We start from the raw sequence: 14,178 nt of genomic DNA on the forward strand, positions 1-14,178 counted from the left end.
TAATATGGGGATTAGATTGTGAGGTGTTATATGATCCAACGAGAGCGTTTAGCTAAGGACTTTGATTCTATGGCACAGTTGAGTGCACCTGGTGAAGGTATAAATCGTCTAGCTTTCACCGATGCAGATTGGAAGGGGCGCCAATATATTATTGACCGCATGACTGATGCGGGACTCACAGTGGAAACTGATGAGTTCGGGAATGTTATAGGCTATAAGGTTGGTAAGAATCCTGACTTACCGATTGTCATGGTTGGCTCTCATACGGACAGCGTGCCTAATGGGGGCAATTATGATGGTGTTGTAGGTGTATTATCTGCTATCGAAGCGGTTCGCAGTATGACTGATGATGGTTTTGAACATGACCATACCATTGCAGTAGTAGACTTTATGTGTGAAGAGTCTAGCCGCTTTGGAGCAGCCACATTAGGCAGTAAAGCTATGCGCGGTGAATTGACATTGCAAGATTTACATCGCTTAGTAGATAAACAAGGCATTTCCTTGTATGACGCATTAAAAGAGCGTAATTTAAATCCAGATGCTATTGAGCATATGGAATATAAGAGACCTGTAAAGTCTTTCACAGAAATTCATATTGAACAAGGTAAGGTGTTAGAGCACGAAGCTAAACCCATCGGCATTGTAACAGGGATTGCTGCACCAGAACGGTTCTATGTAACCATTCGTGGTAATGCGGATCATAGTGGGGCCACACCAATGAACTTGCGTCATGATGCACTCTGTGGGGCTTCTAAAATCATACTCGGTATTGAGGAGATTGCATCTATGCAAGAGGAGCCTCCAGTGGTGGGTACAGTCGGTGTAGTAGAGGTTGTGCCAGGAGCGATGAACGTTATTCCTGGGGCCGTTAAACTGGGCGTAGATATTCGCAGTATTTCTAAGGTGGCCCGAGATTCTGTAGTTACCCTCATTAAGGAATTTATTGATGTTATTGCAGAGAAACGAGGCTTATCCTATACGATTGAGCCTGTTGCACAAGATTATCCGGTGGCGATGCATTCAGCAATGATTCGCGAAATTGAAGAGGCTGTTCAGTCTGTAGGCGTAGACTATATGACTATGCCAAGCGGTGCTGGTCATGATGCCATGCATTGGGCTGATGATGTTCCTACAGGAATGATTTTTATCCCATGCCGCGAAGGTATTAGCCATAATCCGGCTGAATTTGCAGATATGGATGACATCGTTACGGGAGCTAAGATATTAGACACGGTGCTAAGAAAGCTTAGCTTAGAAAGTACTAAACTTAACTAGGTTGAGTATTGTGGAATATTTGAGGTGGATATAATTTAGTTAGATTTGTGTTAACTAGCTAAGATATCATATTTTACGTGGTTAGAAGGATGTATTCCGTAATAGAATGGCAGAGGATACTTGCGATTGGTAGGGAATACATGGATTGGAGAGATTATGGTTATTGCTGGTATTGTTATTGTTGTGGCGACGTTTATTGCCATTATTAAGCAGTTTGAAACACGGCTTGTGTTGTTATTATCGGGCTTGTTAATGTGCTTTATTGGTGGACAGATTGGTGCTGGTACGACAGCCTTTGTAAAAGAACTTACAAATCCAGGTCTTGTACCAACCATTTGTACAGTGCTTGGTTTTAGTTATGTTATGGAATATACAAAATGTACAGAGCACATGGTATATTTCATCTCTGCAGGCCTTAAAAAGATGACTAAAATCATCATCCCTGGTGCTGTTATTATTACGTTCTTGATCAACATTGCGTTGCCTACAGCGGCAGGCTGTGCAGCTGCAGTAGGTGCTCTATTAATTCCTGCACTTATTCGTTCTGGTGTACATCCAGCGATGGCAGGCTCTGCTATTTTCTTAGGGACTTGGGGTAGTGCATTGAGTCCTGGTCTTATGTTTAACCCTCAAGTAGCACAACTCGCAGGTGAAGATGTAATGACCGTTATCGCGAGCTTCTCTATGCAAGCCATTATTGGCATTGTCGTAGCAGCTATCTTGCTCAATATCGTAGCTATTGTTAAAAAGGAACATACAGGATATGTATTAAAAGATGCTAACGCGGAAGAAGGCAAAGAATTTAAAGTAAATTATTTATATGCTATCATCCCAATCATTCCGCTTGTATTACTCGTACTCGGTAGTAAACAAGTAGCAGTGATTCCAGAAATTTCTGTTCCTGTATCTATGCTCATTGGTACAGCTATCGGTATTATTGCCGTACGTCCTAATGTAACGGAAGCAGTTAAGAAATTCTTCCGCGGTACTGGCGATGGCATGTGTGATGTTGTGGGTCTTATGGCTGCGGCGGCAGCCTTTACAGCAGGTATGCAATATATCGGCCTTACAAGTGCACTCATTGATGGTATGAAGAACTCTCAACAAATCGCTCAAATCGGTGCAGCCTTTGGTCCATTCTTATTAGCTGTTATCTCTGGTTCTGGTAATGCAGCAGCCCTTGCATTTAACGGAGCTGTAACACCGCATGCGGCAGACTTTGGCTATGGCATCATGCAACTCGGCTCCATGGCCCAATTGGGTGCTGGCATCGGTCGTAGTATGAGTCCCGTAGCAGGTGCAGGTATCATCATTGCTGGCCTTGCAGGTATTAACCCTATGGAAATGGCAAAGCGGAATGCGGTACCTTGTATTGTTGCTACAGTAGTGATTATGCTTTTGTTACTATGATTAGATTAAAATGTAGCTGTAAAACTATAAATTCATAAATCACAGGTATATTAAAGACGTTAAACTTTAGAATACATAATAAAAGAACCCTATTATGACATAAAAAACTGCATCTCCAAAAATTGTGCCCAATTTTTGGAGGTGCAGTTCAATCATGATAGGGTTCTTTTTATATATCTTTGTATTATTTAAGTTTGAAACCAATCCAGAGAGCAGAAATAATAAATAAGCCACCACTAACCCAGAATAGGGCAGTAAAGCCTAGCCATGCCATAAGGCTAGCACCACCGACGGATCCTAAGAAGTAGCCAAAGAATAGACAAGATTGATTGTAGGAGAATACTTGTCCTGTAAATTCACGAGGCGTTTTTGAAGAGAGGTAAGTGTTTAAGGCAGGAAACATGCCACCTAAACCAAAACCTTGTAGGAACCTGATGATTGCCAGTTGATATACATCAGAAACATAGGCTTGAGGGATATTTAGAATCCCTACATAAATAAGAGATACTACTAATACTTTCCGTGGCCCAATCTTGTCGACTAATTTACCTAGTGGAGAACTACTCATAAGTTGAGCAATACCCATAGCGGAGAATACAGCGCCTGCAATAAATGCTAGATTTTCCGTATCACTAGGAACGATTCCCTTAATATATACAGAGATAACAGGTTGTAAGGACATGATGCATATTGCATAGATAAAGGACGCTACACATAATGCGACAATACTATTAAATTCCGGTATTTGCTCTTTCAACTTACAGATGGAAAGTTTTTCAGGATTCGGTTGTGGTACATAATTCTCATGGATGAATATAGTAGCCAGTACACCAGCTAAACCCATGAGTGCACCGACGATGATGAAGTCATTGCGAATGCCTACTGTATCAGCAATATATCCACCCAATAAAGGTCCTATTAGTGAACCAGCAAGATTAGCAGATGCTAATAATCCTAAGGCCCAACCTGTCCGCTCAATAGGTGATTCTGAAGCTATTAATGTAATTGATGCCGAGTAAAAGCCACTTACTAGACCTTGGACGAGCCGGATTAAAACAACCCCTTCAGGTGTAGTTTGAAAAGCAATCAATATATTACATAATGCCATGCCAAAGCTAGATCGTATTAATGTAATTTTACGACCTTTTTTGTCCGCAACACGCCCCCAAAATGGTGCTGCTAAGCAAACGATTATATAGGTTGCGCCAGTGGCTAACCCAGACCATAAGGACATAGCTTCTGGAGTTTGTACGCCTAAATCATGAAAGTATAAAGGCAGAATTGGAGCTAACTGGCTTACACCAAAGGCTGTACAGAATACACAGACTAAACTGATGTACACTGTTCGTTTCCATGTTTCCAAAGTATCCCGCCTTTCTTAGTTTTAGTATGTTCTTAATAAAATAATATCCTTATTTCTTTTTAATTTCATCCCAATCACTTAAGTCAGGAAGCTTATTGCTAGTTATAGATTCCTGAATCCAGTAGTTGATGGAGGTTAAGTTGCAAGACTCTCGTTCAAAGCCATATACGTTGCCTTCATCTACAGTGGCATAGAGTCGAATACGTAAGTTTTTACCTTTTCCGCGCTCGATGTAATAGCTAATACATTGCTCATCAAGGCTAGAAGGGCGAACCTCAATAATATTATACTTGCCATTCGCTACGCCTTCTAAGGCATCCTTAATCATTTGGTTTGGATATTCATATTGATTGAGGTAGAAGATATCGTTGTCACAAGTTAATACATATTCTCGTGGAGGCGTAGTATTTTTGTACTGTCTTTCCCAGCTTTCATCAATAACAGGCAATGTAGCATTATCATAGAAGTTTTTAATTAAAGCGAGACCTTCAGGAATGGACATTTCTTTAAAGTATCTCATTTCATATACCCTAGGATCCACGTTTTCATCCTGTCTGCTAGTATCCTCAATGTAGCCGTATAGATAGATAGTACAAGAGTTTTTGTCTTCATTGTGGAACATAACGATGCTGTACACATCGTAAATTACGTTCTCTATAGATTGGCGGTTATCATAGATGATAAAGCTGAGATATTTTTGTGTATCCCATTCGCGCTCGATGAATGCCCAGTCGTATTTATTGGTACGCCAACCAGTAGTAGAGTCCTCAAAGATTTCTAATACATCAACAGAGTTTTGAGGCCATGCAGGTGGCATAGGATTACATGTTGTAGAAGATTGTTGTATGCCTTCTTTGTACTGATAATGTCCATCAATGAGTTCAAAGGCCTCTAATCGCTCAGATGCTTCGTCAGGAATTACTAGCGGCTCACCAGTACCTAACCAATTATCGTTTCTTGTGTTGAGACGTCTGATGCTTTCACGAGCATGCTCGTAAAACGTAACGGCTTGGTCTAAATCAGGTCCTTTTGTAATGGCACCAATTTCGTAGCAATAGCCGGCGGCCAGTTGCCATAGATGGTCTGCATAGTCATAACTACCGTATCTATCGAAACATTTGCTAGCCTGATTGACGCACTCTATGGCGGTTCTTATAGCAGGGGTATTACCTTTTTTGAAAGTAAATACATAAGCGAGATACGGCCAAATAGCATCGAGCGTGTAAATCGCTGGTTGTTGTAATAAGTGAGCGATGCGAGACCAGTCTTGGGACTGACCATCGATATTTAATGTGCGAAGAATGATGGCTTGCATTGTAACGTAAGCGTGGTCGTTAAAGTCTAAATAATCTGGGCTTATAGCAGCACGCTCGTAGTATTTGAGGGCCTTTTGAATATCCTGAGAGATTCTTTTGTTAGACTCACATGGTTTTGCATAGTACTCGGCAGCTTCACGCAAACACATGCCATTATTCATGGCTGCGCCACGCTCAAAATATTCGAGTGCTCGTTCATGCTCTCCACGAGACTTACAAATATCGCCAGCTAAATACATCATGAGTGGTAAACCTGCTGCAGCCCCTTCAAAAATAACTTGTTCTTCCATTGCCCTATTATTTTGCTCGGCATAGATAAGGCGCAGGTTACGGTACGCAATGACAAGGCCTGCCGCTGCGGATTTATGCAACCATTGCTGTGCTATAGATGTTATTTTCGGGTCCAATCTACGTTGATCTACTTGTACAAATAAAGATTTTAAAAAATGGACAACACCAGATGGTTCACCTTCATTAACTATCTTTTGTGCAGATGGCAAGAGGCGGTAATCTCCCCATTGGAATACATTGGCAATGGCGTAGGCGCAGTAAGAACAACCCTTTTGGGCACCCTCATAGACGCGCTGGAATGCTTGGTCCTTTGTCATAGGCAACTCTTTTTCAATAGTTGGTGTAAGGGCACCTGAGGCACGCATAGCCTGTAAAATAGCGATGGCACTGCCTTTGCGAATAGCCGTATGTAAATAACTATATGCCTTTGTGTCATCCTCAGGAAAGCCTGCTTCAATCCAGGTGAACTGAGGGCCGGAATAGACGCGCGCTAAAATAGCGTACACATCGCCAATACCTGGAATTTTTTGGCCTTCCTCGTCAAGTTTCACAAGGGCATCAAGCTCAGCCTTGCCCGCCCAAGCTATATCTTTATTACACTGGTGGAATATTTTATTGAAAGACTGCTGTATTTGATCAGTGAAATAAAAACTCATGCTCTCTCCTCCGCATAATAATCAGTAAAACCTGATAACATATGTAGTTTCAGTATACTATTAGTATTTAGAGGAACACAATATAAATATTCTGAATTTGGAGGGGACTAGGGAAATCAGTATTTGGATTATATATGGATATCAGATGATGAATGAATGTAAGGATAAGGTGAAAGTTGAGATTTTTCTTGACTTTCATTCTATAGAAACATTATAATCAGATTATAATTTTATACTCGCCTAAAAGAAACCGATGAGGTGGAGATAAAAATAGGAAATGCACTCACAGAGAGCGGGATTAGCTGAGAACCCGTAGTACGCAGCTTATTAAATGGACCACCGAGGGCGCATGGAACAGAATGAATTTCATTCCTAGTATGGTGCGACGTCACACGAGCGTTAGTCGTGAGGGATATGTTAGTATCCTGCGAAAGAGGAATGCGTTGCATTCAAACAAGGTGGTACCGCGATTTATAGCATAATACAAGTATTTTTAATACTCTTGTAAAAATAGAACTATAGACTCGTCCTTGACGTTATATTGTCATGGGCGAGTTTTTTTATTGGCCAACGCCAGATGGAGGTTCTCATGATTTTTCCTAGTCTTGACCGTGTGAAAGCTATCGCACCGGGCTACGATATCGTGCCTGTATATATGGAAATTTTATCCGACGTACGCACACCGATTAGTGTGTTGAAAGCATTAAAACAAGTGAGCAGTCATACGTACTTGCTTGAAAGTGCGGATAATAGTAATCATTGGGGCCGTTACTCCTTCTTGGGTTATGACCCTAAGATTGAGCTCTTCTGCAAAAACCATCAAATGACCATCAAAGACGGTACAACGCGTACCTTTGAATGTTCTGATCCTGCTGCAGAGATTCGCAATATTTTGAGCCAATATAAAAGTCCTCGCTTAGAAGAGTTGCCAACCTTCACAGGTGGCTTTGTAGGGTACTTTGCTTGCGAATATATTCGCTATATCGAGCCAACATTGGACTTCCCAACACCAGATGACGACTCTGCTATGGTCAACGATGTTGACCTTATGCTCTTCGATAAGGTTATCGCATTCGACCATTACAAAAACAAAATCTACTTGATTGCTAACATCAGCACAAACGATTTGGAACGCAACTACAACAAGGCTGAGCTTGAGTTGAAAGCATTAGCTGATCTCGTTGTAAACGGCAAAGAGGCAGATGTTCCAAAAGGCATCCTTAAAACAGAGTTTACCTCTGAGTTTACAAAGGACGAGTTCGAAGCAGTTGTTAAAAAGACACAACATTACATCAAGGAAGGGGATATCTTCCAATGTGTTGTATCTAACCGCCGCGAAGCTGAGTTCGATGGTAGCTTGTTAAATGCATACCGCGTATTGCGTACGTTGAACCCATCTCCATACATGTTCTACCTATCTGGTGGCGATGTAGAGCTTACAGGTGCTTCTCCAGAAACATTGGTAAAATTGACGGATGGTAAAATGTACACCTTCCCAATTGCAGGTACTATGCGCCGCGGCAAAACGGAAGCAGAGGACCTTGCCATAGAGGAAAAACTCATTAACGATGAGAAAGAGTTGGCTGAACATAACATGCTCGTTGACCTTGGTCGTAACGATTTAGGTAAAATTGCTAAATTCGGTTCCGTACAAGTAGAGGCGTTACATATGTTGCAACGTTTCTCTCACGTAATTCATATTACATCTACTGTAAGCGGCGACATTCAAGATGGCAAAGATGCCCTCGATGCTATCGGTGCTACATTGCCAGCTGGCACATTGTCCGGGGCTCCTAAAATTCGCGCTATTGAAATCTTACACGAACTAGAAAAAAGCCCACGCGGTGTATACGGTGGCGCTGTAGGTTACATCGACTTCTCTGGTAACATGGACGTATGTATCGGCATCCGTATGGCTATGAATAAAGGCGGTAAGGTCTATGTTCGCGCTGGTGCAGGTATCGTTCGTGATAGTGTTCCTGCTAGTGAATATAACGAAACCTTGATCAAAGGCCAATCCATGATTTCCGCAATTACAGATGCACAGGAGGTAGAATAATGGTACTCCTTATAGATAATTACGATAGCTTCTCCTTCAATTTATACCAATTAGTAGGCTCTATCGATCCAGATATTAAAGTCATCCGCAGCGATGAATTAACAGTTGAAGAAATCCGCGCGTTGAAACCAGACTATGTGATACTTTCACCAGGACCTGGTAGACCAGCTGATGCGGGTGTATATGAAGACCTATTGCGCGAATGCAAAGGGGAATTCCCAATCCTTGGCGTATGCCTCGGTCACCAAGCTATCGGCGAAGTATTCGGCGGCACCGTTTCCTATGCTAAACAAGTTATGCACGGCAAACAAAGCATAGCCAAACAAGTACACCCATCCAAAATCCTAAAAGGCGTACCTGAACAATTCGAAGTAGCACGCTACCACTCCTTGGCGATCATTGACGAAACCATGCCAAGCGAACTCATCATTACATCCATTACCGACGACGGTGAAGTAATGAGCGTAGAACACAAAGACTACCCAATCTATGGCGTGCAATTCCATCCAGAATCCATCATGACGCCGAACGGGGAACAAATGATTCGCAATTTCTTAGAAAAATAATCACTGTTGTGTATTCGATGGGCTATTTATAAGCCTTAGAACGATAGAGCGGAAATAAGGTCTCTCGGAACTCCAAGTGGCCACCACCCCACTATGTGGGGCCGCCAAGTCGTTCCTTAAGACCTTATTTCCTGCCAACTCAATCTTGGCAGCACCTATAATAGCCCCTCTACAATACATATATAGAACAATAACTATATTTTCTAAAGAAATATGAGAATCATCACAAGGGAAAAGAACGGCTACGCCGTTCTATTTTCCCACCTCTTATAAAGAAATGACCTGTGCATTACTCCATATAATGCGCAGGATCATTTAAGAGATATTGAATTGTTGTTCATTTTATTGTGCGTGTGACAGTGAGTAGGGCATATAAAAGATTAAGTGTCCTAGTGTTTATGTGAGTTCACGGGGTTCTAGGCCCGACTTTGGCCCTGCGAAGGCCGCAGGCCGTAGTCAGACCCGGCCAGTGGAGGGCATAGGTCCACGTGAATCACATGTAGCATTAAGGCAGGTATATGCCCTATTATCGTTGAAGCGAAGTAAAATGAACAACAAGTAAGGAGCTATAAAATGATTAAAGACGCATTATATGCAGTAACGCATGGTCAAGATTTATCCTACGATCTTGCAAAAGATACAATGAACAAGATTATGAGCGGCGAGGTAGCCGAGGTTCCTATGGCTGGTTTCTTGTGCGCTTTGGCGGCAAAGGGCCCTACTGTAGATGAGGTTACAGCCTTTGCTGAGGTTATGCGTGAGAAAGCAGGTTCTGTACCTCATGAAGGTACTGTTGTGGAAATCGTAGGTACTGGCGGCGACGAAGCGAATACGTTCAACATTTCTACTACTTCTGGTTTTATCATTTCTGCCGCAGGTATTCCTGTAGCAAAACATGGTAACCGCAGTGTATCCAGTAAATGTGGCGCTGCTGATTTGATCGAAGCATTAGGCGCTAAATTAGAGCTTAATGGTGAACAAAACGAAGCAGTTCTTAATAAAGCTAATATGTGCTTTATGTTTGCCCCTGTATATCACCAAGCTATGAAATATGCAGGCCCTGTACGTAAAGCGTTGGGCGTTCGTACTGTGTTTAATATCCTTGGTCCTTTGGCAAATCCAGCAGGTGCTACAGTAGAGTTGATGGGCGTGTACGATAAATCTTTGGTAGAACCATTGGCTCGCGTATTGGCTAACCTTGGCGTTAAACGCGGTGCTGTAGTACACGGTTTCGACGGTCTTGATGAGATTACGGCTACCAATAAAACGTACGTGTGCGAAATTAATAATGGTGCTTTCACAAGCTATGAATTCGATCCTAAGGAATACGGGTTTGACTATGCAGACAAAACAGAGCTTGAAGGTGGCGACGCTACGGTAAATGCTGAGATTACTCGCCGTGTTCTCGGTGGTGAACAAGGTGGCAAACGGACCGCAGTTCTACTTAACGCAGGCATGGCGATTTACCTTGCTAAAGAGGGCCTTACATTGGCGGAGGGCATTGAAGAGGCGAAAAACATGATCGACTCTGGCAAGGCTCTTGCTACAATGGAACAGTTTGTGAAAGCAACCCAAGAGGTATAACCATTGATTTTAGATAAGATTGTAGAGGCTACCAAAGTTCGAGTAGCCAAAGAAAAAGAGGTGGAAACGCCTGAGGCTGTGAAAGCAGCGGCCTTAGCGTTACCATCCGATACAGGATTTCCTTTTGAAGCAGCCCTTCGCCAGCAAGACTTTAACTTCATTTGCGAAGTAAAGAAGGCGTCCCCTTCAAAGGGGATTATCGCTGAGCATTTCCCGTATTTAGACATCGCCAAAGAATATGAAGTAGCTGGGGCAGCAGCCATCTCTGTATTGACTGAGCCAGACTTCTTTAAAGGGGACAAAGAATATTTACAAGAAATCGCTAGTACTGTAAAAATCCCTGTATTACGCAAAGACTTCATCATTGATGAATACCAAATCTACCAAGCGAAGGTGTGGGGTGCGAGTGCAATCCTATTAATCTGTGCGTGCCTCGATGTGCCTACATTGACGAAGTTCCGTGAGTTAGCCGACTCTTTGGGCTTGTCCTCCTTAGTAGAGGCTCATGACGAGCATGAGGTACAAATGGCCATTGATTGTGGGGCCCGCATTATTGGCGTTAACAACCGCAATTTAAAAGACTTCACCGTAGACGTACAAAACAGTGTGCGCTTGCGCAATCTCGTTCAAGACGATGTGATTTTTGTATCTGAAAGCGGTCTAGAAACGCCAGAGGATATCCAAGTGTTGCGGGATAACAATATCGGTGTAGCCTTGATGGGGGAAACCTTTATGCGTTCTCCTAACAAGGTTGAAAAGTTGGCATATCTCTATGGCCCCACATACTATACGCCTAAGATTAAGATGTGTGGCATCTCTAAAGTAGAAACAATTCCGGCTGTTGTAGACGCAAAGCCAGACTACATGGGCCTTGTATTTGCACCAAGTAAACGACAAGTCACTGTAGCCCAAGCTAAAACATTAGTGGAAGAACTACATAAGCAATATGCAGATAGATACGATACAGATGTAACACAATGCAATGATGATACAGTACAAGCTGGAACAGTAGGGATTAAAGCATCAGAAAACGTGCAGATCTTTGAAGAAAATACTAATTCTGACGCTATTAAAACGGTAGGCGTTTTTGTAAATGAAACATTAGAGAACCTCGTTACAATTGCTAAAGAAGCCAATCTTGATGCGGTGCAATTGCATGGTGATGAAGATGAAGCTTTCATCCAAGCTCTCAAAGAGAAAATAGATGTAGAGGTTTGGAAGGCTGTTCAAATCCGCAGCGCTGCAGATGCAGAGGCGTGGATCGATAGTAGTGCGGATATGCTATTATTTGATGCGTATCATAAGGATGAACGAGGTGGTACGGGCGAAGTGTTCGACTGGTCTTGCTTAGATGAGTTTGAACGTCCATTTATGCTTGCAGGTGGTATCGACAGTACTAACGTGGCGCGTGCTATTCGCACAGTTCGCTCTTACGGTATAGATATTAGTAGCGGTATTGAAACAGATGGCGTGAAGGACGATGAAAAAATTAAAGCTTTCACCAACATTGTGAGAACAATAGCTCACTAAATCACAAAAAATACATAAATCTAAGATATAATAATATTTTAGACACATCTGATGGAATTCATCGATTGTTGAGATAGATGCCAATAGTAACGCTATACAGGCGTGCTAGTAGGAATGGTATATGGAAAGGTAAGTTATATGAGTGAACAAAGACATGGTTATTTTGGCTCCTTCGGTGGCCAATTTATGCCAGAAACATTGATGAATGCAGTCATCGAATTGGAAGAGGCATACAACAAGTACAAAGATGATCCTGATTTCGTGCGCGAACTTGAGGATTTACATAAAAAATATACAGGTCGTCCATCCCTTTTATATTATGCAGAACGCATGACAAAGGATCTTGGGGGCGCTAAAATCTACTTAAAACGTGAAGATTTGAACCATACTGGTTCTCACAAATTGAATAACGTAATCGGTCAAATGTTATTGGCAAAACGGATGGGTAAAACTCGCGTTATTGCTGAAACAGGTGCTGGTCAACACGGCGTGGCAACGGCTACTATCGCTGCGTTGATGGGTATGGAATGTGAAGTATACATGGGTGCAGAGGACTGTGAACGTCAAGCACTTAACGTATACCGCATGGAATTATTGGGCGCTAAGGTACATCCTGTAACAACTGGTACAAGTACATTAAAAGATGCTGTATCTGAAGCGATGCGCGAATGGACAAACCGCATGTCTGATACACACTATGTATTGGGTTCTGTTATGGGGGCGCATCCATTCCCGATGATCGTTCGTGATTTCCAATCTATCATCAGCCGCGAAGCGCGTGAGCAAATCCTTGAAGCAGAAGGCAAATTGCCAACAGCTGTTATGGCTTGCGTAGGCGGTGGCTCCAATGCGATGGGTATGTTCTATCACTTCATTCCTGATGAAGGGGTTCGCCTCATCGGTTGTGAAGCCGCTGGTCGTGGTGTTGATACAGAGGAACATGCAGCAACAATCGCAAAAGGTTCTGTTGGTATCTTCCATGGCATGAAATCTTACTTCTGCCAAGACGAAGACGGTCAAATTGCTCCAGTATATTCTATCTCTGCAGGCCTTGATTACCCTGGCATCGGACCTGAACATGCGTACTTGCACGATAGTGGCCGTGCTGAATACGTGCCTGTAACGGATGATGAAGCAGTGGATGCATTCGAATACTTATCTCGTTTAGAAGGTATTATTCCAGCTATTGAAAGTGCTCATGCAGTGGCACATGCTCGTAAAATTGCTCCAACCATGAGCAAGGATGATATCATTATTATTTGTTTATCTGGTCGCGGTGACAAAGACGTAGCGGCTATGGCGAAATATAGAGGGGTGGATCTTCATGAGTAAAATTAAAGACGCTTTCACAAAGGGTAAGGCATTCATCCCATTCATCAGCGCTGGTGATCATGGCATCGAGAATACAGAACGTTATATTCGCGTCATGGTGAAAGCCGGCGCCGACATGGTAGAAATTGGTATTCCATTCTCCGACCCAACAGCGGAAGGTCCAGTTATCCAAGAAGCGAGTACACGTGCACTTTCTACAGGTGTAAAAATTCACGATATCTTCGACATGGTACGCCGTTTGCGTACTGGTGATGATGCGGTGACAGTACCACTCGTATTCATGACCTACTTGAATCCTATCTATGTATTCGGTCGTGAAAAATTCTTTACCCTCTGCGAAGAGGTTGGCATTTCTGGTGTTATCGTGCCTGATATGCCATTTGAAGAAAAATGGGAACTTGCTAGTGTGGCTAATAAACACGGTGTTGAAGTGGTATCCCTAATTGCTCCAACATCTGAAAACCGCATCGAAATGATCGCAAAAGATGCAGAAGGCTTTGTGTATTGCGTATCCTCCCTCGGTGTTACAGGCATGCGTAGCGAAATCAAGACAGATATTAAATCCATTGTTGAGACGATTCGCAAATATACAGATATCCCTGTAGCTGTAGGTTTCGGTATTTCCAAACCAGAACAAGCGGAAACAATGGCTCGCGTATCTGACGGTGCTATCGTAGGCTCTGCTATCGTTAAAATCGTGGCAGAACATGGTGAACATGCTGATCAAGCGTTATTTGACTACGTACAATCTATGAAGCAAGCTGTGCTAAAAGCTGACGCATAATAACAGCTACCG

The 14,178-nt window shown here is 42.7% G+C and carries 10 protein-coding genes; 8 read left to right on the forward strand and 2 right to left on the reverse strand.

Features of this window, described 5'->3' with window-relative positions:
* The first annotated feature begins 30 nt into the window (after window positions 1-30).
* The gene (locus KH109_RS00260) at window positions 31-1,275 is read left to right on the forward strand and encodes a M20 family metallo-hydrolase (RefSeq protein ID WP_295214461.1); all 1,245 of its coding nucleotides are present in this window, start codon (window positions 31-33) and stop codon (window positions 1,273-1,275) included.
* Between the two features lie 156 nt (window positions 1,276-1,431).
* Window positions 1,432-2,685 carry a C4-dicarboxylate transporter DcuC gene (gene dcuC / locus KH109_RS00265; RefSeq protein ID WP_295214463.1) on the forward strand — a complete coding sequence of 418 codons (1,254 nt, stop codon included), beginning with the start codon at window positions 1,432-1,434 and terminating at the stop codon, window positions 2,683-2,685.
* A gap of 184 nt (window positions 2,686-2,869) precedes the next feature.
* Here dcuC and KH109_RS00270 read toward each other — a convergent pair whose 3' ends face one another.
* Together KH109_RS00270 and KH109_RS00275 are read right to left on the reverse strand one after the other, a co-directional pair.
* Window positions 2,870-4,048, reverse strand: a complete 1,179-nt coding sequence (locus tag KH109_RS00270) for an MFS transporter (protein WP_295214466.1) — start codon at window positions 4,046-4,048, stop codon at window positions 2,870-2,872.
* A 49-nt stretch (window positions 4,049-4,097) separates the two neighbouring features.
* Window positions 4,098-6,311: a sel1 repeat family protein gene (locus tag KH109_RS00275; RefSeq protein WP_295214469.1), complete on the reverse strand. Its 2,214-nt coding sequence runs from the start codon at window positions 6,309-6,311 to the stop codon at window positions 4,098-4,100.
* 589 nt (window positions 6,312-6,900) lie between these two features.
* Here KH109_RS00275 and KH109_RS00280 point away from each other — a divergent pair.
* The 6 genes from KH109_RS00280 to trpA all read left to right on the forward strand — a co-directional run bounded on the left by KH109_RS00280 (window position 6,901) and on the right by trpA (window position 14,166).
* The gene (locus KH109_RS00280; RefSeq protein ID WP_295214472.1) at window positions 6,901-8,370 is read left to right on the forward strand and encodes a chorismate-binding protein; all 1,470 of its coding nucleotides are present in this window, start codon (window positions 6,901-6,903) and stop codon (window positions 8,368-8,370) included.
* Window positions 8,370-8,936, forward strand: coding sequence for an aminodeoxychorismate/anthranilate synthase component II (locus tag KH109_RS00285; RefSeq protein WP_295214475.1), 567 nt, complete (start codon window positions 8,370-8,372; stop codon window positions 8,934-8,936). The genes KH109_RS00280 and KH109_RS00285 overlap by 1 nt, the downstream gene beginning before the upstream one ends.
* A 573-nt stretch (window positions 8,937-9,509) precedes the next feature.
* Window positions 9,510-10,520, forward strand: a complete 1,011-nt coding sequence (trpD, locus tag KH109_RS00290; RefSeq protein ID WP_060925044.1) for an anthranilate phosphoribosyltransferase — start codon at window positions 9,510-9,512, stop codon at window positions 10,518-10,520.
* Window positions 10,521-10,523: 3 nt separating this feature from the next.
* The gene (trpC, locus tag KH109_RS00295) at window positions 10,524-12,050 is read left to right on the forward strand and encodes an indole-3-glycerol phosphate synthase TrpC (protein WP_295214479.1); all 1,527 of its coding nucleotides are present in this window, start codon (window positions 10,524-10,526) and stop codon (window positions 12,048-12,050) included.
* A 138-nt stretch (window positions 12,051-12,188) separates the two neighbouring features.
* Entirely contained in the window at window positions 12,189-13,382 is a 1,194-nt protein-coding gene (gene trpB, locus KH109_RS00300) for a tryptophan synthase subunit beta (RefSeq protein ID WP_105094572.1), read from the forward strand.
* Window positions 13,375-14,166, forward strand: a complete 792-nt coding sequence (gene trpA / locus KH109_RS00305) for a tryptophan synthase subunit alpha (protein WP_295214483.1) — start codon at window positions 13,375-13,377, stop codon at window positions 14,164-14,166. The genes trpB and trpA overlap by 8 nt, the downstream gene beginning before the upstream one ends.
* Window positions 14,167-14,178: the final 12 nt, after the last annotated feature.

Source organism: Veillonella sp., assembly GCF_018381775.1.
GTDB lineage: Bacteria > Bacillota > Negativicutes > Veillonellales > Veillonellaceae > Veillonella.

Excerpts from the sequence above, each read along its gene's own strand:
- KH109_RS00260 (WP_295214461.1), top strand. The coding sequence starts at position 31 with ATGATCCAACGAGAGCGTTTAGCTAAGGACTTTGATTCTATGGCACAG.
- dcuC (WP_295214463.1), top strand. The coding sequence starts at position 1,432 with ATGGTTATTGCTGGTATTGTTATTGTTGTGGCGACGTTTATTGCCATT.
- KH109_RS00275 (WP_295214469.1), bottom strand. The coding sequence starts at position 6,311 with ATGAGTTTTTATTTCACTGATCAAATACAGCAGTCTTTCAATAAAATA.
- KH109_RS00280 (WP_295214472.1), top strand. The coding sequence starts at position 6,901 with ATGATTTTTCCTAGTCTTGACCGTGTGAAAGCTATCGCACCGGGCTAC.
- KH109_RS00285 (WP_295214475.1), top strand. The coding sequence starts at position 8,370 with ATGGTACTCCTTATAGATAATTACGATAGCTTCTCCTTCAATTTATAC.
- trpD (WP_060925044.1), top strand. The coding sequence starts at position 9,510 with ATGATTAAAGACGCATTATATGCAGTAACGCATGGTCAAGATTTATCC.
- trpB (WP_105094572.1), top strand. The coding sequence starts at position 12,189 with ATGAGTGAACAAAGACATGGTTATTTTGGCTCCTTCGGTGGCCAATTT.
- trpA (WP_295214483.1), top strand. The coding sequence starts at position 13,375 with ATGAGTAAAATTAAAGACGCTTTCACAAAGGGTAAGGCATTCATCCCA.